Annotated in this window: 20 protein-coding genes; 17 read left to right on the plus strand and 3 right to left on the minus strand. The window is 74.2% G+C overall.

The window, feature by feature from the left end:
- Window positions 1-1,204: 1,204 nt before the first annotated feature.
- The 12 genes from LEP48_RS08670 (at window position 1,205) to LEP48_RS08725 (ending at window position 14,404) form a co-directional block, all read left to right on the plus strand.
- Window positions 1,205-2,170, plus strand: coding sequence for a hypothetical protein (locus LEP48_RS08670; protein WP_225565198.1), 966 nt, complete (start codon window positions 1,205-1,207; stop codon window positions 2,168-2,170).
- Window positions 2,167-3,180 (plus strand): HAD-IIA family hydrolase, encoded by a 1,014-nt coding sequence (locus tag LEP48_RS08675; RefSeq protein WP_225565199.1) that lies wholly within the window; start codon window positions 2,167-2,169, stop codon window positions 3,178-3,180. Before LEP48_RS08670 ends, LEP48_RS08675 begins: the two co-directional genes overlap by 4 nt.
- 120 nt (window positions 3,181-3,300) lie before the next feature.
- Window positions 3,301-3,483, plus strand: a complete 183-nt coding sequence (locus tag LEP48_RS08680; RefSeq protein ID WP_225565200.1) for a hypothetical protein — start codon at window positions 3,301-3,303, stop codon at window positions 3,481-3,483.
- Complete coding sequence (locus tag LEP48_RS08685) at window positions 3,483-4,391, plus strand: TlyA family RNA methyltransferase (protein WP_225565201.1); 909 nt, start codon at window positions 3,483-3,485, stop codon at window positions 4,389-4,391. Before LEP48_RS08680 ends, LEP48_RS08685 begins: the two co-directional genes overlap by 1 nt.
- Entirely contained in the window at window positions 4,388-5,305 is a 918-nt protein-coding gene (locus tag LEP48_RS08690; RefSeq protein WP_225565202.1) for an NAD kinase, read from the plus strand. The genes LEP48_RS08685 and LEP48_RS08690 overlap by 4 nt, the downstream gene beginning before the upstream one ends.
- 2 nt (window positions 5,306-5,307) lie before the next feature.
- A complete protein-coding gene (gene recN, locus LEP48_RS08695; protein ID WP_225565203.1) occupies window positions 5,308-7,071 on the plus strand; it encodes a DNA repair protein RecN in 1,764 nt (587 codons plus the stop codon).
- Between the two features lie 5 nt (window positions 7,072-7,076).
- Window positions 7,077-8,270, plus strand: coding sequence for a putative cytokinetic ring protein SteA (gene steA / locus LEP48_RS08700; protein WP_422723815.1), 1,194 nt, complete (start codon window positions 7,077-7,079; stop codon window positions 8,268-8,270).
- An 85-nt stretch (window positions 8,271-8,355) separates the two neighbouring features.
- Window positions 8,356-9,390, plus strand: coding sequence for a copper transporter (locus LEP48_RS08705; protein ID WP_225565204.1), 1,035 nt, complete (start codon window positions 8,356-8,358; stop codon window positions 9,388-9,390).
- Complete coding sequence (locus tag LEP48_RS08710) at window positions 9,387-10,283, plus strand: hypothetical protein (RefSeq protein WP_225565205.1); 897 nt, start codon at window positions 9,387-9,389, stop codon at window positions 10,281-10,283. The genes LEP48_RS08705 and LEP48_RS08710 overlap by 4 nt, the downstream gene beginning before the upstream one ends.
- On the plus strand, window positions 10,280-11,950 hold the full coding sequence (gene murJ, locus LEP48_RS08715; RefSeq protein ID WP_225565206.1) for a murein biosynthesis integral membrane protein MurJ: 1,671 nt from the start codon (window positions 10,280-10,282) through the stop codon (window positions 11,948-11,950). Before LEP48_RS08710 ends, murJ begins: the two co-directional genes overlap by 4 nt.
- Window positions 11,951-12,023: 73 nt before the next feature.
- Window positions 12,024-13,709, plus strand: coding sequence for a CTP synthase (locus tag LEP48_RS08720; protein WP_225565207.1), 1,686 nt, complete (start codon window positions 12,024-12,026; stop codon window positions 13,707-13,709).
- Window positions 13,706-14,404 carry an NUDIX domain-containing protein gene (locus LEP48_RS08725; protein ID WP_422723816.1) on the plus strand — a complete coding sequence of 233 codons (699 nt, stop codon included), beginning with the start codon at window positions 13,706-13,708 and terminating at the stop codon, window positions 14,402-14,404. Before LEP48_RS08720 ends, LEP48_RS08725 begins: the two co-directional genes overlap by 4 nt.
- Window positions 14,405-14,484: 80 nt before the next feature.
- Here LEP48_RS08725 and LEP48_RS08730 read toward each other — a convergent pair whose 3' ends face one another.
- From LEP48_RS08730 to LEP48_RS08740, 3 genes are all read right to left on the minus strand, one after another.
- Window positions 14,485-15,447, minus strand: a complete 963-nt coding sequence (locus LEP48_RS08730; RefSeq protein WP_422723817.1) for a COX15/CtaA family protein — start codon at window positions 15,445-15,447, stop codon at window positions 14,485-14,487.
- Between the two features lie 122 nt (window positions 15,448-15,569).
- Window positions 15,570-16,361, minus strand: coding sequence for an ABC transporter permease (locus LEP48_RS08735; protein ID WP_225565208.1), 792 nt, complete (start codon window positions 16,359-16,361; stop codon window positions 15,570-15,572).
- Entirely contained in the window at window positions 16,358-17,344 is a 987-nt protein-coding gene (locus LEP48_RS08740) for an ABC transporter ATP-binding protein (RefSeq protein WP_225565209.1), read from the minus strand. Before LEP48_RS08740 ends, LEP48_RS08735 begins: the two co-directional genes overlap by 4 nt.
- 56 nt (window positions 17,345-17,400) lie before the next feature.
- Here LEP48_RS08740 and LEP48_RS08745 point away from each other — a divergent pair, with 56 nt between their 5' ends.
- From LEP48_RS08745 to LEP48_RS08765, 5 genes are all read left to right on the plus strand, one after another.
- Complete coding sequence (locus LEP48_RS08745; RefSeq protein WP_225565210.1) at window positions 17,401-18,042, plus strand: HdeD family acid-resistance protein; 642 nt, start codon at window positions 17,401-17,403, stop codon at window positions 18,040-18,042.
- Window positions 18,043-18,214: 172 nt separating this feature from the next.
- Complete coding sequence (locus LEP48_RS08750) at window positions 18,215-18,964, plus strand: helix-turn-helix transcriptional regulator (RefSeq protein ID WP_225565211.1); 750 nt, start codon at window positions 18,215-18,217, stop codon at window positions 18,962-18,964.
- Window positions 18,961-20,424 (plus strand): Fe-S cluster assembly protein SufB, encoded by a 1,464-nt coding sequence (sufB, locus tag LEP48_RS08755; RefSeq protein ID WP_225565212.1) that lies wholly within the window; start codon window positions 18,961-18,963, stop codon window positions 20,422-20,424. The genes LEP48_RS08750 and sufB overlap by 4 nt, the downstream gene beginning before the upstream one ends.
- Window positions 20,424-21,647: a Fe-S cluster assembly protein SufD gene (gene sufD, locus LEP48_RS08760; RefSeq protein WP_225565213.1), complete on the plus strand. Its 1,224-nt coding sequence runs from the start codon at window positions 20,424-20,426 to the stop codon at window positions 21,645-21,647. The genes sufB and sufD overlap by 1 nt, the downstream gene beginning before the upstream one ends.
- Window positions 21,644-21,991, plus strand: coding sequence for a non-heme iron oxygenase ferredoxin subunit (locus tag LEP48_RS08765; RefSeq protein WP_225565214.1), 348 nt, complete (start codon window positions 21,644-21,646; stop codon window positions 21,989-21,991). The genes sufD and LEP48_RS08765 overlap by 4 nt, the downstream gene beginning before the upstream one ends.
- The last annotated feature ends 15 nt before the right edge of the window (window positions 21,992-22,006 follow it).

Here is a 22,006-nt window from a genome sequence, read left to right on the forward strand (position 1 = left end):
CCCTTAAGCGCCGATGGTACTGCCCTCGAGAGGGGGTGGGAGAGTAGGACGCCGCCGGACACCATTCACATGAAGGCCCACCCCACCCCGGGGTGGGCCTTCATGCATTTCCAGCCTTCATGCACCCGGTCGGCTGTGAGCCGCCGCCGGGTGCTGGCCCTACGACGCCGGGGCACTTTCTTCGGCGCGACGGCCGAGGTGACCTCAGACACCTCGTCTGGCGGCCTGGCTCTCCCAGGCACCACCGACATGGACCCGCGTGGGAGAATCAGGGCGACCCCATCCATCCGAGAGGAACACCGTGAACGACTCCGCCTCCGAGCAGGGCCGCGACGACGACCGCGCGCGCTCACGTCCCGACGGTGCCCGCCGTCGCGGGCCTTCTGAAGGACGCTCCGAAGGCGCTCGTGGCGACCGTCGGGGTGCCGGCAACGACCGGAACGCACGCCGCGACGACCGCGGCGGCAGGGACGAGCGGCCCTCGCGGCCGTCGTACGGTGACCGCCGCGACGACCGCGGTTCGCGCCGCGACGAGGGCCGGGACGACCGTCGCCCGCCGCGCAGTGACGACCGCCCCTCACGCGGGTCCTACGGGTCCGGTCGGGACGAGCGCGGTTCGCGTCCCTCGTACGGGGCCGGCCGTCGCGACGACCGGGGGCCGCGTCGCGACGCCGGTCGTGACGACCGTCGGCCGCCGGGCAGTGATGACCGTGGGTCGCGTCCGTCGTACGGTGAGCGTCGTGACGATCGGGGGTCGCGTCCGTCGTACGGTGAGCGCCGTGACGATCGGGGGTCGCGTCCGTCGTACGGTGAGCGCCGTGACGAGCGCAGCCCGCGTCGCGACGAGGGGCGCGACGACCGTCGCCCGCCCCGCAGCGATGACCGGGGTTCCCGTCCGTCGTACGGTGAGCGTCGTGATGACCGGGGATCGCGTCCGTCGTACGGTGAGCGCCGTGATGGCCGTGGGTCGCGTCCGTCGTACGGTGAGCGCCGTGACGAGCGCAGCCCGCGTCGCGACGAGGGGCGCGACGACCGTCGCCCGCCCCGCAGCGATGACCGTGGGTCGCGTCCGTCGTACGGGGACCGTCGCGACGACCGTGGCCCGCGCCGGGACGACGAGCGTCGGGCACCGCGCGGTGGTGCGCCCCGCGACGGTGGACGCCCCGGGCGCCCCGCGACCCGTCCGACCGAGCCGCGTCCGCGAGTGGCCGAGCCTGCGATCGACGAGGACGTCAACATCGGTCAGCTCGGGCGCGAGGTGCGCGGCCGGCTGCGCGGTCTGACGAAGGAGAACGCCGAGCGGATCGGCATGCACCTGGTGATGGCCGGGCGCATGCTCGACGTCGACCCCGAGCGGGCCTACGAGCACGCCCAGGCTGCGGTGCGCCGCGGCGGCCGTGTCGACATCGTCAGGGAGGCCGCTGGCATCACCGCATACCGCACGGGTCGCTTCGCCGAGGCTCTGCGTGAGCTGCGGACCGTACGTCGGCTCAACGGCTCGTCGGAGCACCTGCCGATCATGGCGGACGCCGAGCGGGGCCTCGGGCGGCCGGAGCGTGCGCTCGCGCTCGCCGCGAGCGAAGAGGCCGGCACCCTGGACGCCGAGGGGCGCACCGAGCTGGCGATCGTGGCCAGCGGTGCGCGATCCGACCTCGGCGAGCACGAGGCCGCCCTCGCCGTCCTCGACCGGATCCCGGCGGCGGAACGTCGCGGTGACCTGGGGTTGCGCGTGGTCCAGGCGCGGGCGGCGGCGCTCGAGACGGCGGGCCGCACGGCCGAGGCTGCTGCGCTTCTCGCCGGGGTCGACCAGGAAGCGCTCGCGCGGGCGACCGGTGCAGCCGTGGTCGAGGAGGACGTCGTCGTCTACGACGTCTACGACGAGGACGCGGAGCCCGACGACATCACCGACGACGTGGCCGCAGATGACATGGCCGCAGATGACATGGTCGATGACGACGTCGACGAGCTGGGTGACGGCTCGGACGACGGGCTCGACGCCGAGGCCGGCGACGCCGATGTCGAAGGGGCCGACGTCGAAGGTTCCGATGCAGCCGACGTCGACGAGCCCGACGTCGACGAGCCCAGCGAGGCGGCGGACGCCGACGCCGGTGCGGGCACGGCAGCAGCGGACGATGCGACGGACGAGTCGGCCGACGGGAAGACCGAGTGAGCGCGACGCTTCGCGGCAGTGACGTGCCGCTGGTGGCCGCCCACGACCTGGCTCTCGTCGACCTCGACGGCGTGGCCTATCGCGGGCACCAGCCGATCGCGCACGCCGCGTCCAGCCTGGGAGCCGCGCGCGAGGCGGGAATGCGGCTCCTGTTCGTCACGAACAACGCCTCGAGGGAGCCGGAGGACGTCGCGGACCAGCTCTCCGGGCTGGACATCCCGGCGTCGCCGGACGAGGTGATGACGGCCGCCCAGGCCTGCGCGGCGCTGCTGCGCACGCGCCTCGACCCCGGCGCGAAGGTGCTGGTGGTGGGTGGCGCGGGTCTGGTGACCGCGGTGCGCGCTGAGGGCTTCGAGGTGGTCGCCTCGGCCGACGACCGGCCCGACGCCGTCGCGCAGGGCTACGCGGCCGACCTCGCGTGGCCGGACCTGGCGGAGGCCGCGTACGCCGTGGCGGGCGGGGCCTGGCACGTGGCGAGCAACCTCGACCTTTCGCTGCCGACCGAGCGCGGCTTCGCACCTGGCAACGGGGCTCTCGTGGGCGCGGTGACCGCGGCGACGGGAATCACCCCGGACAGCGCGGGCAAGCCGTCGCCGACGATGTACCGGATGGCGGTCGACCGTGCGGGCGCGACGCGCCCGCTCGTCGTCGGCGACCGGCTCGACACGGACCTGGCGGGTGCCCGCGCCGGTGGCTATCCGGGGCTGCATGTCCTCACGGGCGTCTCCTCGGCGCGCGACGCGGTTCTCGCCGGACCGGGCCTGCGGCCCGACTTCGTGGGCGAGGACCTGCGGGCGATCCTCGAGCCGCACCCGCTCCCCGTCGCGACGGAGGACGGCTGGTGGCGGTGCCGGGACCGTGCGGCGAGGGTCACGACCGAGGGGCTGGAGGTCGACGGCCGCGGACCCGCGGGGATCGACGTCGTCCGTGCCGCCTGTGCCGCGGCGTGGGCCGCGGCAGACGAGGGCCGGCCGCTGGACGCGTCGACGGTGCCTGAGCTGACGGCCTGAGCGTGCCGACGACCCCGCTGTGCGTGGTGCGTGGGAGGGTCGCCCGGTCCGGGTAGCGTGGACCCGGGCCGGTTCGCGGAGTCACGCAGGCCCCGTCGGGCAGCGGAGCGAGGAGGGACGATGACGCAGGAACCGGGATCTCCCGAGGAGGTCGCCGGCACCCCGGACGCGCTCCTCGTCGGGCTCGACGACCTCCCGCTGGAGGTTCACGTGGAACGCTTCGCCGCCGTGCACGACGTGCTCCGGGCGCGGCTCGACGGCGAGCCCAAGCCCCAGGCCGCCCCTGACGGGGCGCAGGAGTGATGGCGCCGGCACGCGCCGACGCCGAGCTGGTCCGCCGGGGTCTCGCCCGGTCGCGCGGCGCTGCGGCGGTGCTCGTGGCCGCCGGGCGGGTGCGCGTCGGCGACCGCGTCGTCACCAAGCCGTCCACGCCCGTGGCGCCCGATGCCGCGCTGGCCGTCGTGGCCGACGCCGACGACCCGGAATACGCCTCCCGTGCGGGCGGCAAGCTCGCCGGCGCCCTCGACGCCCTCGGCGCGGACCCCGTGGGCCGCGCCCTGACCGCGGCGATCCCGGGTGCCCGCTGCCTCGACCTCGGTGCGTCGACGGGCGGCTTCACCGACGTCCTGCTGCGTCGTGGCGCGGATCAGGTGACGGCCCTCGACGTCGGGCACGACCAGCTCGTCGACCGGTTGCGCGCCGACCCACGCGTGACGGTGGTGGAGGGCTTCAACGTCCGCGACCTGACCGCGTCCGACCTCGAGGGCGCGCCGGACGTGGTCGTGGGCGACCTGTCGTTCATCTCCTTGACGCTCGTGCTCGGCCCGCTCGTGGCGGTGCTGGGTCCCGGCTCGGCGGCGCTCCTGCTGGTCAAGCCGCAGTTCGAGGTGGGCCGGGAGAGGCTCGGCAGCGGTGGGGTGGTGCGCGACCCGGCGCTGCACGTCGAGGCGGTGCGGACGGTGGCTCTGGCGGCCGCGGCCCGCGGGCTGGCGCCGCGGGCCGTCGTGCCGAGCCCGCTGCCCGGTCCCAGCGGGAACCGCGAGTACTTCTGCTGGTTCGACGCCCCCGCGACCCCCGACGCCGGCGCCCACCCTGTCCACCCTGTCCACGTCGACCTCCAAGGTCTGGACCGCGCCGCGCAGGCCGCGGTGGACTGGCAGCCGTCGTCCTCGTCCCTCCCGCCCGTCCTGCTCATCGAAGGAGCCCAGTGACCCGTCGAGTCCTCATCGTCACGCACGGCGGCCGCCCGGAGGCGCTCGCTGCGCTCTCGGAGGCCGTGCGCGAGCTGACCGCCGCGGGGTTCGAGGTCGCGTTGCACGACGACGACCTGGCCGAGACGTTCGGTGACCACATGGCCCTGACCCGGGCGCGCGAAGGCGTGGCCGAGTCGGAGGTCGTGATGGTGCTGGGCGGCGACGGGACGATCCTGCGCGCCGCAGAGCTCACCCACGGCACGGGGGTGCCCCTGCTCGGCGTCAACCTGGGGCACGTGGGCTTCCTCGCCGAGAGCGAGCGGGAGAACCTGCGCGAGGCGGTGCGTCGGCTCGCCGCCCACGACTACGAGGTCGAGGAACGTGCCGTCGTCGACGTCGTCGTGCACCTGCCCGGCCAGAGCGAGCCGGTCACGGGATGGGCGCTGAACGAGGCGACGGTGGAAAAGGCGCAGCGCGAACGGATGGTCGAGGTGGGCATCGCCGTCGACGGTCGGCCGCTGTCGTCGTTCGGCTGCGACGGCGTGGTGATCTCGACCGCGACGGGTTCGACGGCGCACGCCTTCTCGGCCGGCGGGCCGGTGATCTGGCCCGACGTCGACGCCGTCCTGCTCGTGCCGCTGTCGGCGCACGCGCTGTTCGCCCGCCCCCTGGTCATCGGGCCGCAGTCGACCTACACCGTCAAGGTGCTCGAGCGCAGCCCGATGCCGGCCGTCCTGACCTGCGACGGACGGCGTCGGATCGACCTGCCGGTGGGGGCGCAGGTCGAGGTCCGTCGCGGCGCGCTGCCGCTGCGGCTCGCCCGGCTGTCGACCGCACCGTTCACCGACCGGCTCGTGTCCAAGTTCTCCCTCCCCGTCGTGGGGTGGCGTGAGCTGGCCGCGTCCCGGCCCGAGCACGACAAGGAGGTCTGAGGGTGCTCGAGGAGATCGCGATCGAGAACCTGGGCGTCATCGAGGTGGCCCGGGTGCCGCTGGCCACCGGGCTCACCGTCATCACGGGGGAGACCGGCGCGGGTAAGACGATGGTGCTCACGGCGCTCGGCCTGCTCATGGGCGGCAAGGCCGACGCCGGTGCGGTGCGGCCAGGGGCCTCCGGTGCCGTCGTGGAGGGCCGCGTGCACGTCGCGGACCGGCCCGAGGTCGCCCGTCGGGTGGACGAGGCCGGGGGAGAGGTCGACGACGACGGGACCGTCGTGGTGCTGCGGACCGTCGCCGCGGGCGGCAGGTCGCGCGCCCACCTCGGCGGGCGCAGCGTGCCGCAGGGCGTGCTCGCCGAGATCGCCGACGACCTGGTCACGGTGCACGGGCAGGCCGACCAGCTCCGGCTGCGGACCCCCGCCAAGCAGCGGGACGCGCTCGACGCGTTCGCGGGCCACGCGCACCTGGGGGAGCTCGCCGCCTACCGCGCCGCGTGGGCCGAGCGGGCAGGGCTGCTCACCGAGATCGACGACCTCGTCGCCCGCGCGTCCGAGCGGGCCCGCGAGGCGGAGCTCCTGCGGCTGGGGCTCGCCGAGGTGGAGCGGGTCGACCCGCAGCCCGGGGAGGACGCCGACCTCACGGCGCTCGTCGCGCGGCTCGGCAACGCCGAGCAGCTGCGCGTCGCCGCCCAGCAGGCGCACGACGCGGTGGCCGGTGACGACGTCGAGGTGGTCGGCAGCGCGGTCGAGGCGGTCGAGCGGGCTCGGCACGCGCTGGAGGCGGTGGCCGGCGACGACCCGGCGCTCGGCGGGTATGCCAGCAGGCTGGCCGAGGCCGGGTACCTCCTGGCCGACGTCGCCACGGAGCTCTCCGCGTACACCGACGACCTGCAGGCCGACCCGGCCGGCCTCGAGACGGCCCATGCCAGGCTCGCCGAGCTCACGGCGCTGACCCGCAGCTACGGGGAGACGATCGACGACGTCCTGCGGTGGGCCTCGGAGGCCGGGCTGCGGCTGCTCGACCTCGACGACGGGGGCGAGCGACTGGAGTCGATGCGTCAGCGCACCGCGGAGCTGGACGAACGGCTCGCGGACGCCGCAGCCCGGCTCACGGTGACGCGGCGCACGGCCGCGGACGCGCTCGCGGCGGCCGTGACCGACGAGCTGGCGGGCCTCGCGATGAGCGGTGCGCGCCTGGTCGTCGATGTCGCGCCCGCACCCGAGCCGGGGCCGTGGGGCGCCGACCAGGTGGCGTTCCTGCTGGAGCCGCACCCGGGCGCGCCCGCGCGACCACTCGGCAAGGGCGCGTCGGGCGGCGAGCTCTCGCGCGTCATGCTGGCGGTCGAGGTCGCGTTGGCGACCGCCCGGGTCGAGGAGTCCGACGCCGCGTCCGGCGCGTCGGCGCCGCTGCCCACGTTCGTGTTCGACGAGGTCGACGCCGGGGTCGGCGGGCGTGCGGCGGTCGAGGTCGGCCGCAGGCTCGCGTCGCTCGCCCGGAACACCCAGGTGGTCGTGGTGACGCACCTCGCGCAGGTGGCGGCCTTCGGTGACGCGCACCTCGTGGTGACGAAGTCCCGCGGCGACGAGGGCGACGAGAACGACGGGGCCGGGGCTCGGGGTGCCACGGTGACCGGGGTGCGTGCCGTCGCGGACGACGAGCGCGTGCGGGAGCTGGCGAGGATGCTCTCGGGCCAGGAGGAGTCGGCCACCGCGCGGCAGCATGCGGTGGAGCTCCTCGAGTCCTCCACCGTGGGACGATAGGGCTGATGAAGATGATTCTGCGCAAGTCCGACCGCGCGCCCGAGCCGGACGCCGAGCTGCCCCAGACCGTGGGGCCCGCCCGGGTCGGTTCCCGGACGAAGGACCTGACCAAGCGCCTGCGAGCGGGCGACATCGCCGTCATCGACCACGTCGACATCGACCGCGTGGCCGCCGACGCGCTCGTCACCGCCGGCCCCGCCGCGGTGCTCAACGCCGCCCGGTCCACGTCCGGGCGATACCCGAACGCGGGCCCCGGCATCCTCGTCGAGGCGGGCATCACGCTCGTCGACGACCTCGGCCCCGCCGTCATGTCGCTGGCGGAGGGTGCGACGGTCACGATCGACGAGGGCAGGGTCGTCGTCGACGGCGTGACCGTGGCGGAGGGGACGCGCCAGACCGCGGAGACGGTGGCCGCGGAGACGGCGGTCGCCCGTGAGGGGCTGTCGGCGGAGATCGAGAACTTCGCCGAGAACACGATGACGTACCTGCGCCGGGAGCGGGACCTCCTGCTCGACGGCGTGGGCGTGCCCGACGTCCGCACGAGCTTCGACGGCAGGCACGTGCTGATCGTGGTCCGCGGCTACCACTACCGCGAGGACCTGGCGATGCTGCGGTCCTACATCACCGAGAACCGGCCCGTGCTCGTCGGCGTCGACGGCGGCGCCGACGCGATCGTCGACGCCGGCTGGAAGCCGGACATGATCGTCGGCGACATGGACTCGGTCTCCGACCGGGCCCTCTCGTCGGGCGCCGAGATCGTCGTGCACGCCTACCGGGACGGGAACGCGCCCGGGCTGGAGCGCGTGCGCGCGCTCGGCGTCGACCCGGTCGTGTTCCCGGCCACGGGGACCAGCGAGGACATCGCCATGCTCCTGGCGGACGACAAGGGCGCAGAGCTCATCGTCGCCGTGGGCACGCACGCCACGCTCGTGGAGTTCCTCGACAAGGGGAGGGCGGGCATGGCCAGCACCTTCCTCACCCGGCTGCGCATCGGCGGCAAGCTGGTCGACGCCAAGGGCGTCTCCCGCCTGTACCGCACCCGGATCTCGAACCTGCAGCTCACGCTCCTCACGCTCGCCGGTATCGCCGCCGTCGTCGCGGCGCTCTGGTCCACCTCTGTCGGCCAGACGTTCTTCGGCCTCGTCGGTGCCCGCATCGACGACCTCGTCTCCTGGGTGGGCAGCCTCTTCGGCGCCTGACGTCCGCGGCCCGCTACCCTGGGTCGCCGCACGCACCGCACCGCCACGACCACCCGCCGCCCCCGACCAAGGAACTCTCTCCGTCGTGATCGACTTCCGGTACCACCTCGTCTCGCTGATCTCCGTCTTCCTCGCCCTGGCGATCGGCATCATCCTCGGTGCGGGCCCCCTCCAGGGCGCCCTCGGCGACCAGCTCACCGACCAGGTGGGCACGCTGCGCGCCGAGCGCAACGCGCTCCGCGACGAGCTCAACCAGGCGGAGGCGACCGCCACGGAGCAGCGTCGTTTCATCGACGCCGCCGGCGACCAGCTCGTCGCCGGTGCGCTCACCGACAAGCGCGTCGCCGTCGTGGACGTCGACGGGGCGGGGGACGGCGTGACGGGGCCGCTCGTCGAACAGCTCGAGGCGGCCGGAGCCACGATCGTGGCGCAGGAGGCGCTCACCGAGTCGTGGACCGCGGCCGACGAGGCGACCATGCGCGACACGGTCGCGGGCGGCCTGCGCGAAGGGCTCGCGGACGGCCTCGAGGAGGGCACGATCGGCGACGAGACGGGCACGTCCGCGGTGCTGGGCGCAGCCCTCACACTGGCGCTGACCGACGCGGACCCGGTGGACCCCGCCCTGCGGAGCACGGAGGCGGCGGACCTGCAGCAGCAGCTGGAGCGGTTTGGCCTGGTCGACGTCGAGATGGCTCCCGAGGCCCCCGCCGACGCGATCCTGCTGGTCTCCGGCGGCGAGACCGGCGCGCAGGGCGAGTCGCCCGACGACGTCGACCCCGCCGAGTGGGGCGTGGGGTCGCTGGTGGGCCTCGCGGGCATGGCCGGGGACATCACGGGGGCCACGGTGGTCGCCGGGCCGACGACGGCCGACGGCGACCTCGTCTCCGAGGTGCGGGCCGACGACGACGTGGTGAGCGTCGTGAGCACCGTCAGCGGCACCGAGCAGCTCACCGGGCGGGTCGTCGTCCCGCTCGCGGTCGCCGCGCAGCTGGGTGGCACCGTGGACCAGTACGGCTTCGAGGAGGGTGCGACGGTGCTCCCGGCGAAGCCGGAGGAGCAGGACGCCCAGTCGGACGACGCGTCCGCCGACGGGCAGGAGACGACGGGGGACGAGCAGTGACCGGCGTGCGCGCGGGTCTCGGCGCGGCGGCCGTGGCGGCCGCCGTGACCGCCGGTGTGCGCAGGGTCCTCGACACCGACCCGCCCGGCGGCGCGGCGCGCTGGACCCGCACCAACCATCGCGGCGAGCCCGTGAGCATGCTGGAAGGGCCGGCCGTCGCGGCGGGCCTCGTCGCGGGTGCACTGGCCGCCGGCTCGGGCCGGACGGCGTCCGCGACGGCGCTCGCCACGGCGGGCGCGGGAGCGTTCGGCCTGGTGGACGACCTCGCCGAGGACGCCTCCACCCGCACCAAGGGGCTGCGCGGCCACCTGGGCGCGCTCGCGCAGGGCCGGCTCACCACGGGCGGTCTCAAGGTCCTCGGTATCGGCACCACGTCGCTGGTCGCGGCGGCGGTCGGCACGCGGCGCACCGGTGGCGCCGTCGGGCACGTGGCGGACGTCGCGGTGAACGGCGCGCTCGTCGCCGGGACGGCGAACCTGCTCAACCTCCTGGACCTGCGCCCTGGGCGCGCGCTCAAGGCCGCGGCGCTGCTGAGCGCGCCCGCGGCGTGCGGTGCCACCGGGGCCACGACGGGCGCCGTCGCGGGCGCGGGCGCGGTCGCCGCCACGGGCGACCTGGCCGAGCGCGACATGCTCGGGGACGGCGGGGCGAACGCGCTCGGTGCCCTCGTCGGGTCGCAGTGGGCGTTCGGCGCCCCGCGGCCGGTGCGTGTCGCCGCGCTCGCCGCCGTCGTGGGCCTGACCCTCGCGTCGGAGCGTGTCAGCTTCTCCGCCGTGATCGACGCGACACCATGGCTGCGGCGTGTCGACCGCCTCGGACGCCGCCCGGCCGAGGCCGCCGCGCCGGACCTGGCGGACGCAGCCCGAGCTTCGGACGAGGACGCGCGCGCTTGACGACGCCGGCCGGCCGGGCGCGCGCCGGCCAGACGCTCGCCGGGGCGGCCCTGCTCATCACGGTCGTCACGCTGGCGAGCCGTGTGGTCGGGTTCGGCCGCTGGCTCGCCCAGGCGCAGTTCCTCGGCACCGGGGGCGTCGACGCGCCGTTCAACTCGGCGAACCTGCTGCCCAACGTCCTGTTCGAGGTCGCAGCCGGGGGCGCGCTCGCTGGCGCCGTCGTGCCGTTGCTGTCGGGCTACCTGCTGCGGGGCGACTCCGAGCGCGCCTCGCGCACCGCCTCCGCCCTGCTCGGCTGGACCCTCGCCGTGCTCGTCCCTGTCGGCGGGCTCATGGCCCTGCTGGCGGGCCCGATCTCGGAGCTGCTCCGGCTGGACGACCCGGTCAACACGGCGGTCGCGGCGGACTTCCTGCGCGTGTTCGCGCTCCAGATCCCCCTGTATGGGCTGGCCGTCGTGCTCGGCGGGATCCTCCAGGCGCACAAGCGGTTCTTCTGGCCGGCCTTCGCCCCGCTGGTCTCCAGCCTCGTAGTCATCGGGGTCTACGCGGTCTTCGGGGAGCTGGCGGAGGGCAACCAGCAGGACGTCGCCGCGCTGACCTCCGAGGCGCTGGGCTGGCTCGCGTGGGGGACGACGGCAGGGGTGGCGTTCCTGGCGCTGCCGCTGCTCGTGCCGGTGCACCGCACGGGGCTGCGGCTGCGGCTCACCCTGCGGTTCCCGGACGGCGAGGGCCGCCGGGCCGCCCGGCTCGCGTTCGCGGGGGTGGGCGCGCTGGTGGCCCAGCAGCTGTCCGTGCTGGCCGTGATGGCGGCGGCGAACGAGGCGGGTGACGCCGCGACGTTCACCGTCTACCTGTACGCCCAGCAGGTGTACTTCCTGCCCTACGCGGTGCTCGCCTTCCCGATCGCGACGAGCGCCTTCCCGCGGTTCTCCGAGCACGCCGCCGCCGAGCGGTGGGACGACCTGCGCGGCCTGGTCTCGTCGACCACGCGGCTGCTGCTCGTCACCGTCGGTGCCGGGGCGGCGGCGCTCGTCGCGGCGGCCCCGCTGGTGCAGAACGTGTTCGACCTGGTGGCCGTCGGCGACGCCGCGGGCATGGCCCAGGCGCTGACCTGGATGGCGCCGGGGCTCCTGGGCTACGCCCTCGTGCTGCAGCTGTCCCGGGTGCTGTATGCCCTCGACGCGGGCCGCGCGGCCGTGGTGGCCACCGCGGCCGGCTGGCTCGTCGTGGCTCTCGGGGCGGGCGCGACGGTGCTCGCGTTCCCCCTGGCGGCGACGGCGGAGATGCGTCCGGCGGTGCTGTCCTGGCTGGGAGGTGCCACGACCGTCGGCATGACGGTCGCGGGGGCCGGCCTGCTCCTGGCCGTGGGCAGCCGGCTCGGTCGGACGGCCCTCAGCGGGGTGTTCCGCACGCTGGCCGTGGTGGTCGTCGCGGGCGCTGGTGGAGCGGCGCTCGGCCGGGCCGTGGTGCCCGTCGCGGACCGCGCGGCGGCGACCGGCACGGACGGTGCGTCCGCGGAGACGGTCTTCACGGCCGGGGCCTTCGCAGCCGACGTGGGCCTGGGGCTCGGGGCCGGGCTGATCGCGGCGGCCGTCGTCGTGGCGCTCGTGTGCCTGACCGACCCGCCGGTGCGGCGCCGGCTGGGCGCGCTGGTGCGCCGGGTGTGAGGTTCGTCCGCGCCACGCCGCCGGGGGCCCACATCGCGGGCGAGCGGGCGGTTGTCGTTTAGGATGGAGTTCCGTGGCCGACACCAACCGACTCCAGCCCCGATCCACCAGCCGCGCCGGTGCCACGCACCAGACGCGCCACATCTTTGTGACGGGCGGTGTGGCCTCCTCGCTCGGCAAGGGTCTGACGGCGTCGTCGCTCGGCCGGCTCCTTCGCTCCCGCGGCCTGCGCGTCACGATGCAGAAGCTCGACCCCTACCTCAACGTGGACCCGGGCACGATGAACCCGTTCCAGCACGGCGAGGTCTTCGTCACCGAGGACGGCGCCGAGACGGACCTCGACATCGGGCACTACGAGCGATTCCTCGACGTCGAGCTCCCGGCCTCCTCGAACGTCACCACCGGTCAGGTCTACTCCCGGGTCATCGCCAAGGAGCGTCGCGGCGAGTACCTCGGTGACACCGTGCAGGTGATCCCGCACATCACCGACGAGATCAAGTCCCGCATGCGTGACCAGGCCGGGTCCGACGTCGACGTCATCATCACCGAGATCGGCGGCACCGTCGGCGACATCGAGTCGCAGCCGTTCCTCGAGGCGGCGCGGCAGGTGCGCCACGAGCTCGGACGGGACGACTGCTTCTTCCTGCACGTCTCGCTGGTGCCCTACATCGGCCCCTCGGGGGAGCTGAAGACCAAGCCGACGCAGCACTCCGTCGCGGCGCTGCGCTCGATCGGCATCCAGCCGGACGCGATCGTGCTGCGCTCGGACCGGGTGGTCCCGGACGGCATCAAGCGCAAGATCGCGCTGATGTGCGACGTCGACAACGAGGCCGTGATCAACTGCGCCGACGCGCCGTCGATCTATGACATCCCACGGGTCATCCACTCCGAGGGCCTTGACGCCTACGTGGTGCGCCGCCTCGACCTGCCATTCCACGACGTCGACTGGGACGGCTGGAACCGCCTCCTGGAGCGGGTGCACGAGCCCGAGCACACCGTCGAGATCGCGCTGGTGGGCAAGTACATCGACCTGCCGGACGCGTACCTGTCGGTGATCGAGGCCCTGCGGGCCGGCGGGTTCGACAACGACGCCAAGGTGACCATCCGCTGGGTCGCGGCCGACGACTGCAAGACGCCCGAGGGCGCTCAGGAGTCGCTCCAGGGGGTGGACGCCGTGCTGGTGCCCGGCGGGTTCGGCGTGCGCGGCATCGACGGCAAGCTGGGCGCCCTGCGCTGGGCGCGCGAGAACCTGGTGCCCACCCTCGGCATCTGCCTCGGCCTGCAGTCCATGGTCATCGAGTACGCGCGCAACGTGCTGGGCCTCCAGGACGCGTCGTCGACGGAGTTCGAGCCGGACAGCACCCACCCGGTGATCGCCACGATGGCCGAGCAGCTCGCCATCGTCGGCGGTGAGGGCGACCTGGGCGGCACGATGCGGCTCGGCTCGTACGAGGCGCACCTGACCCCGGGCTCGGTCGTCGCGAAGACGTACGGGTCGGAGCGGGTGTCCGAGCGGCACCGTCACCGTTACGAGGTGAACAACATCTACCGCGAGCAGCTCGAGGCCGAGGGTCTCGTGTTCTCCGGGACGTCGCCCGACGGGACGCTGGTGGAGTTCGTCGAGCTCGCCGCCGACGTGCACCCGTACTACGTGAGCACCCAGGCGCACCCCGAGTTCAAGTCGCGCCCCACCCGCTCGCACCCGCTGTTCTCCGGGCTGGTCGCGGCGGCCCTCGTGCGGCAGGGTGCCACGGCGTGACCCGCCCCCCGGGTGCCGCGGGCGCCGACGGCGGTCACGGCACGGACGGCAGCGTCGTGGACGAGGTCGACCCGCGCCCGGTGCGGCGTCACGAGACGCTGCACCGTGGCCGGATCATGGACCTGGTGCGCGACGACGTCGACCTGGGCCCGGCGGGCGTGGTGACGCGTGAGTACGTCGACCACCCGGGTGCCGTGGCGGTCGTCGTGCTCGACGACGACGACCGCGTCCTGCTCCTGCGGCAGTACCGGCACCCGGTGCGCTCGTCCCTGTGGGAGGTCCCGGCGGGCCTGCTCGACGTCGACGGCGAGCCCGCGGTCGGCGCGGCGGCGCGCGAGCTCGCCGAGGAGGCCGACCTCACGGCCGAGGTGTGGGCCGTGCTCGCGGACTATGCGACCACGCCCGGCGCGAGCAACGAGGCCGTGCGGGTGTTCCTGGCACGCGGCCTCGCCGAGGTGCCCGGGGACGAGCGGCACACGCGCACGGGCGAGGAGGCCGGCATGGTCCCCGTCTGGGTGCCGCTGGACGAGGCGGTGGGCCTCGTGCTCGACGGCAGCCTGCACAACCCGTCGACGGTCGTGGGGGTCCTCGCCGCGGCGGCGAGCCGTACGCAGGGGTGGGCGTCGCTGCGCCCCGCCGACGCGCCCTGGCCCCACCGCCGTGGGGCGCTGCCCGACGCACCGACCGGCAGCTAGGTCGCCGCGGGTCGGGCCCCTGGGGGCCTGCGTCGTGCCCGGGGGCCGGGGCCCGGGGGTCGTGCCCGGGGCCCGGGTCGTCAGGCGCGGGTGCGCAGGCGCAGGATGGCGTGAGCGGTGGCCCAGACGAGGGTGCCGGCCCCGACCATGTGCAGCCCCACGAGGAGCTCCGGCAGGCCGGTGAAGTACTGCACGTAGCCGATCAGGCCCTGGGCGAGCGTCACGCCCAGCAGGAGCCACGCGGCCCGCCGCGCGAGGACGACGGCGGCGCCCGCCCCGGCCGGCAGGCGGTGCAGCAGGACGATGAGCAGGACGAGGACCAGGGCGAAGAGCCACACGGAGCCCGAGTGGGCGCGGGTCACCTCGAGCGGGTCGAGCGCGAGGCGGTACCCGACCTCGTCGTCGCCGGAGTGCGGCCCCGCCCCGGTGACGAGCACCCCGAGGGTGACGACCGGGACGAGCAGCAGGCCGAGCAGCGCGCCCAGCGTGCTCACCTGCCGGTTGCCCACGGGCACGGGGGCACCGTCGCCCTCGCCGTGCCGGTGCAGCAGGTAGGCGCTGAACCAGACGAGGGCCGCGGACGCGCCGAAGTGCAGAGAGACCCAGCCGGGGTGCAGGTCGAGCAGCACGACGACGCCGCCGATGACGGCCTGCGCCAGCACGCCGACGAGGGGGACGACGCCCAGCGCGCGGTACCGGGCGGTGCGGTCGCGGTCGGTCCACACGAGCAGGAGCACCATGATGCCGATGACGCCCAGGACGCCCGTGATCGTGCGGTTGCCGAACTCGATGTAGGGGTGGATCGACGACGCCTCGTGGAACTGGGGGGTGAACTGCCCGGGCTCGCACAGCGGCCACGTGGAGCAGCCGAGCCCGGAGTCGGTCAGGCGCACCGCGCCGCCGGTGCCGATGATGAGGATCTGCCCGATCACGTTGGCCAGCAGCACCCCACGGGTCCAGGGGCGGAACCGGGCGAAGCGGTCCGGCTGCTCCGACGTCTCGGGGTCGACGGAGGGGCGCACGGCAGGACTTGGCGACGTCACGGGTCCACGCTAGCGCTCGTGGCGGCGTGCTCCGGCGCGAACGGGCGCCCAGGGTTGTGACCTTCGCCCGCCCGGGCCCGGCGGGGTGCCGGGTGCGGGTCCCGGGACGACGTCCGCGGGCGCTACTGCCAGCGGAAGAAGCGGACCGTGGCCCCGGCCAGCAGCGCCGTCCACGCCGCGAGGACCACGACGGCCAGGGGCGGCACCCCGGTCCCCAGCAGCGCGCCGCGCATCGCCTCGCCCAAGGCCCCGGAGGGCAGGAACGTGGCGAGGTGCGCCAGCGGGCCGGGCAGCTGGTCCGGCGGCACGAGCAGGCCGCCACCCACGACGAGGAGCACCAGCAGGAGGTTCGCCACGGCGAGGACGCCCTCGGCCCGCAGCGTGCCCGCGATCAGCAGGGCGAGAGCGGTGAAGGCCGCGGTGCCGAGCAGGCCGGCGCCGACGGCCGCGGGGATGCCGGCGACGTGGGGCTGCCAGCCCAGCAGGAGCGCGGTGACGCCGATGACGACGACCTGGACCACCTCGACGGCCAGGACGCCGAGCACCTTGCCCGCCAGGAGCCCGCTGCGGCCCAGGGGTGTGGTGGCCAGGAGGCGCAGCACGCCGTTGCGGCGGTCGAACGCGGTCGCGATCGCCTGCGACGTGAACGCCGTCGTGACGCAGGCGAGGGCGAGCACGCCCGGGGTCACGAAGTCGATGCGCGGCAGCCCGCCGGTGTCGAGCCCGATGATGCTCGTGCGGGCGAGGCCGACGAGGACGAGCACGGGGAGCACGATCGTCACGAGCAGCTGCTCGCCGTTGCGCAGGATGGTCCGGGTCTCGAAGCCCGCCTGGGCCGTCACGCGCCGCGCGGGGGAGGCCGCGCCCGCGGTCCCGGGGGCCGGCGGGGGAGCGCTCGTGGTGGTGTCGCTCATCGCAGGTGCCGTCCCGTCAGGTCGAGGAAGACGTCCTCCAGCGTGCGGCGGCCCACCGTGATGCGGCCCGCGAGGACGTCGTGGTCGGCGAGCCAGGCCGTGAGCTCGGCGAGGGTGCGCGGGTCGGCCGGCCCCGTCACGACGTAGGACCCGGGCTCGGCCTCGGCGGCGGACCAGCCGGTCGCCGCGTCCGGCGTGACCGTGCTGAGCCGTGCGGTGAGCGGGGCGAGGTCGAGGCCCGCGACGGTGTCGAACCGCAGGGTGCCCGCGTCGCCGTCGGGCTCGGTCGTGAGCAGGTCGTGGACCGTGCCGGAGGCCAGGAGACGCCCACGGTCGACGACGTGCACGTGGTCCGCGAGGTCCTCCGCCTCGTCCATGAGGTGCGTGGTGAGCACGACGGCGACGCCGTCGGAGCGGAGCTCGCGCACCAGCTCCCACACGGCGTGCCGGCTCTGGGGGTCCATGCCGGCGCTGGGCTCGTCGAGGAAGACCACCTCGGGCCGTCCGACGACGGCGGCCGCCAGGGCCAGTCGCTGGCGCTGGCCCCCGGAGAGGCGCCGGACGGTCGTGCGGGCGAACAAGTCCACCCCGAGCCGCTCGGAGAGCTCACCGGTGTCGCGCGGCGCGGCGTACATCGCGGCGACGTGGCGCAGCACCTCCCCGGCGCGCGCCCCGGTCGGCAGGCCGCCGTCCTGGAGCATGACGCCGACCCGCGGCCGCAGGGCACGGGCGTCGGCGACGGGGTCGAGGCCGAGCACCCGCACGCTGCCCGCGTCGGGGGTGCGCAGCCCCTCGCAGCACTCGACGGTGGTGGTCTTGCCCGCCCCGTTGGGGCCGAGCACCGCGGTGACGGCGCCCGCACGCGCGACCAGGTCCAGCCCGTCGACGACGTCGCGTCCGCCGTAGCGCTTGACGAGCTGGTGGACGACGACGGCGTGGTCCGCCGTCGGGACGACGCCGGATGGCGCGATGCTGGTGGGCACCGGAAGATTCTACGGACTCCACCGACCGGGATCTGCAGGAAGAGGCGGGAGAAGCCATGACCTTGTACACGTTCACACCCCCGGCCGACGTGGCGGCCCTGGCGCGCAGGATCTGGTACTGGCCGGTCGTCCGCGGCGTCCTGGCCCTGCTGTTCGGCCTGCTGGCGATCTTCCTGCCCGACAAGACGCCGGGGCTCATGGTGCAGGTCTTCGGCATCTTCGTGCTGGTTGACGGGCTCGTGAGCCTCGTCGACGGCCTGCGCAGGCGGCGCTCGTCCGCCGGCTCGGTGAACACCGGCGTCGGCGTCGTGGCGCTCGTCCTGGGGGCGCTGCTGCTGTTCCTCCCGGAGGTCTTCCTCGGCATCGCGCTGGTGCTGGTGGCGATCTGGGCGCTGCTGCTCGGCCTGCTGCAGCTGTTCGTCGTGCCGGCGCTGCGCCGGCGGGGCGGGGCGTCGTGGGTGTGGAACCTGATCGCGGGCGTCCTGTTGATCGCGCTGGCGGTCGTGTGCTTCGTCAACCCCGGCAGCGCGATCGTCGGTCTGTCCGTGCTCATCGGCGTCTTCGCCGTGGTGATCGGCGTCGCGATGCTCGCGCTCGGGCTGAAGCTGCGCGCCCTCGGCGCGCAGGCGGCCGCGGGCGGTCCACCGACCCGGCGGGGGGAGATCGTCGAGGGCGAGGTGGTCGACGAGGAGGAGTGATCTTCGCGACATCCGGCTCACATCGGCCCTTTTTGCCGGGCCTGGTGAGGCTTGCCTTGCTTGACATCCTGGATTACGCAACAAGGATGTTCTCTATATCGACGATGCTGCGCAGGGTGACGTGTGCCCCTGGCGGCGCCGTCCCGCAGGGTGACGACCGGAGGAGGTGCGCATGACGACGACCCCCGTGGCGCACCGGCCTGCGCCGTCAGGCCCGGCCACCGGCGACCTCGACGGCACCACGCGTCGCCGGGTGCTCGAGCTCGTGGCCGCGGAGGGCCCGGTCTCGGCGGCCGAGCTCGCCCAGGCCCTCGGCCTCACGTCCGCAGCGGTCCGCCGCCACCTCGGCGTCCTCGAGGAGGACGGCACGATCGTCGTCCGTGAGGCGGGTCCCTCGACCGGCCGCCGCGGGAGGCCCGCGCGCCGGTACGTCGTCAGCACCCGCGGACAGTCGGACCTGGCGGGCGGCTACTCCGAGCTCGCCGCGCAGGTGATGCGTCACCTGCGCGAGGTCGGCGGCCACGACGCCGTCGCGCGGTTCGCCGCCGAGCGGTACGACGCCGTGGTGCGGCGCTTCGCGCCCCGGCTGACCGCCACCGACCCGCAGGGGCGTGCCGCACAGCTTGCCGACCTCCTGGCCGCGGAAGGCTACGCGGCCTCGGTGCGCCCCGTCGGCACGCTCGTCCCCACGATCCAGCTCTGCCAGGGGCACTGCCCCGTCCAGGGCGTGGCCGAAGAGTTCGGCGAGCTCTGCGAGGCGGAGGCCAAGGCCTTCTCCGAGCTGCTCGGCACCCACGTCCAGCGGCTGGCCACCATCGCGGGCGGCGCGCACGCCTGCGTCACGAACATCCCGATCCCCCCGACCGTATCGACCCCCACCCCCGCGAGCCGCGTCAGCGGCCAGCAGGAAGGATCACGATGAGTGCTCCCACCCAGGACGCCGCCCAGGCCTCTGGCGAGCAGCGCGCCGACAAGCAGAGCGATGACGAGATCATCGCCTCGATCGGTGCCTACGAGTACGGCTGGCGCGACAGCGACGCCGCGGGCGAGACCGCCCAGCGTGGCCTGAACGAGAACGTCGTGCGCAACATCTCGGCGCTGAAGGACGAGCCCGAGTGGATGCTCAAGGCCCGCCTCAAGGCGCTGCGCCTGTTCGACAAGAAGCCGATGCCGAACTGGGGCGCCGACCTCACGGGCATCGACTTCGACCGGATCAAGTACTTCGTGCGCTCCACGGAGAAGCAGGCCACGTCCTGGGAGGAGCTGCCCGAGGACATCAAGGCCACGTACGACCGGCTCGGCATCCCCGAGGCGGAGAAGCAGCGACTCGTCGCCGGCGTCGCCGCGCAGTACGAGTCCGAGGTCGTGTACCACCAGATCCGCGAGGACCTGGAGGAGCAGGGCGTCATCTTCGTCGACACCGACACCGGCCTGCGCGACTACCCCGAGCTCTTCGCCGAGTACTTCGGCACGGTCATCCCGTCGGGCGACAACAAGTTCGCCGCGCTGAACTCCGCGGTGTGGTCGGGCGGCTCGTTCGTCTACGTCCCGCCGGGCGTGCACGTCGAGATCCCGCTGCAGGCCTACTTCCGTATCAACACGGAGAACATGGGCCAGTTCGAGCGGACGCTGATCATCGCGGACGAGGGCTCGTACGTGCACTACGTCGAGGGCTGCACCGCACCCATCTACACGAGCGACTCGCTGCACTCGGCCGTCGTCGAGATCATCGTCAAGAAGAACGCCCGCGTGCGCTACACGACCATCCAGAACTGGTCGAACAACGTGTACAACCTGGTGACCAAGCGCGCCACGGCCGCCGAGGGCGCCACCATGGAGTGGGTCGACGGCAACATCGGCTCCAAGGTGACGATGAAGTACCCGGCGATCTACCTGCTGGGCGAGCACGCCAAGGGCGAGACCCTGTCCATCGCCTTCGCGGGCGAGGGCCAGCACCAGGACGCCGGCGCCAAGATGGTGCACGCCGCGCCGCGCACGTCCAGCTCCATCGTGTCCAAGTCGGTGGCCCGTGGTGGCGGCCGCACGTCGTACCGCGGCCTGGTGCAGGTGCTCGAGGGCGCCTCGCACTCCGCCTCGACCGTGCTGTGCGACGCGCTGCTCGTCGACCAGATCTCCCGGTCCGACACCTACCCGTACGTCGACGTCCGCGAGGACGACGTGTCCATGGGGCACGAGGCGACGGTCTCGCGGGTGAGCGAGGACCAGCTGTTCTACCTCATGTCCCGGGGCATGGAGGAGACCGAGGCGATGGCCATGATCGTGCGCGGGTTCGTCGAGCCCATCGCGCGCGAGCTGCCCATGGAGTACGCGCTCGAGCTCAACCGCCTCATCGAGCTGCAGATGGAAGGGTCCGTCGGCTGATGGCCATCACTACCGATCACACCCGCGCCGTGGCCGACGGCGCCCACTCGCACGGCGTCGTCCCCGCGGGGTCGCGCGCCGAGCGCAAGACGTCGTTCGACCTCGCCGACATCCCCGTGCCCACCGGGCGCGAGGAGGAGTGGCGGTTCTCGCCGGTCGCGCGCCTCCAGCCGCTGTTCGCCGAGGACCTGGGCGCCGGCGGCGTCCTGACCACGGTCGTCGAGGCGCCGGAGGCCAAGGTCGAGATCGTCGGCAAGGACGACGCGCGCCTGGGCACCACGGGCAAGCCGGGCGACCGCACGGCCGTCACGGCCTGGAACGCGGCCCAAGAGGCGACCGTCATCACGCTCCCGGCCGAGGCCGTCGCCAGCGACGTCACCTCCGTGCGGGTCGAGGGCGTCACCAAGGACGTCACGGCCCAGCACCTGCTGGTGCGCGCGGAGCACCACGCCGAGGGCGTCGTCGTCATCGACCACCGTGGCGACGCGATGCTCAACCAGACCGTCGAGATCGTCGTCGAGGACGGCGCGCACCTCACGCTGGTCTCCGTGCAGGACTGGACGGACGGCGCCGTGCACGCCTCGAGCCACCGCGCCCGCGTGGGTCGTGACGCGAAGCTCAAGCACGTCGTGGTGACGTTCGGTGGCGACGTCGTGCGCATCACCCCGGACGCGACGTTCACCGCCGAGGGCGGGGAGGTCGAGATGGTCGGCCTGTACTTCGCCGACACGGACCAGCACCAGGAGCACCGCCTCTTCGTGGACCACGCCGTGCCGCGCTGCAAGTCCCGCGTCACCTACAAGGGCGCGCTGCAGGGCGTCGGGGCGCACACGGTGTGGGTCGGCGACGTGCTGATCCAGGCCGAGGCCGAGGGCACCGACACCTATGAGCTGAACCGCAACCTCGTGCTGAGCGACGGCGCGCGCGCCGACTCGGTGCCGAACCTCGAGATCGAGACCGGCGAGATCGACGGTGCCGGGCACGCGTCCGCCACCGGCCGGTTCGACGACGAGCAGCTGTTCTACCTCATGGCCCGTGGCATCCCCGAGGTCGACGCCCGTCGCCTCGTGGTGCGCGGCTTCTTCGCCGAGCTGATCGAGGAGATCGGCGTGCCGTCCGTGCGCGACCGGCTCATCGCCTCGATCGAGGCCGAGCTGGAGAAGTCGATGAGCGTCATCACCGGGATCGCCCCCGCAGCCGCCGGCGAGGCGGAGCAGGCGTGACCGCCCAGCCGGCCTGCTCCGTGGACGACCTCGGACCGGAGGAGGCCATGCTCGTCGAGCTCGCCGACGCGGACGGGACCACGGTCCCGGTCGCGATCGCGCGGGACGTCGACGGCGGGTGGCACGCCATCAGCGACATCTGCTCGCACGGGCAGGTGTCGCTCTCGGACGGCGAGGTGGAGGGGTGCCTCGTGGAGTGCTGGCTGCACGGGTCGCAGTTCGACCTGCGCAGCGGCAAGCCGCTCCAGCTCCCCGCGACGCAGCCGGTGCCGGTCTACCCGGTGACCGTGGACGGCGACCGCATCCTGGTCGACGTCGACGAGCCGCTCGCCATCGCGTCCTGACGCCGTCCTGACGCT

It is taken from the genome of Isoptericola luteus (assembly GCF_020297055.1).
Taxonomy (GTDB): Bacteria; Actinomycetota; Actinomycetes; order Actinomycetales; family Cellulomonadaceae; genus Isoptericola; species Isoptericola luteus.

Coding starts and splice junctions, on each gene's coding strand:
- LEP48_RS08680 (WP_225565200.1), top strand. CDS start 3,301: ATGACGCAGGAACCGGGATCTCCCGAGGAGGTCGCCGGCACCCCGGAC.
- LEP48_RS08685 (WP_225565201.1), top strand. CDS start 3,483: ATGGCGCCGGCACGCGCCGACGCCGAGCTGGTCCGCCGGGGTCTCGCC.
- steA (WP_422723815.1), top strand. CDS start 7,077: ATGAAGATGATTCTGCGCAAGTCCGACCGCGCGCCCGAGCCGGACGCC.
- LEP48_RS08735 (WP_225565208.1), bottom strand. CDS start 16,361: ATGAGCGACACCACCACGAGCGCTCCCCCGCCGGCCCCCGGGACCGCG.
- LEP48_RS08745 (WP_225565210.1), top strand. CDS start 17,401: ATGACCTTGTACACGTTCACACCCCCGGCCGACGTGGCGGCCCTGGCG.
- LEP48_RS08750 (WP_225565211.1), top strand. CDS start 18,215: ATGACGACGACCCCCGTGGCGCACCGGCCTGCGCCGTCAGGCCCGGCC.
- sufB (WP_225565212.1), top strand. CDS start 18,961: ATGAGTGCTCCCACCCAGGACGCCGCCCAGGCCTCTGGCGAGCAGCGC.
- sufD (WP_225565213.1), top strand. CDS start 20,424: ATGGCCATCACTACCGATCACACCCGCGCCGTGGCCGACGGCGCCCAC.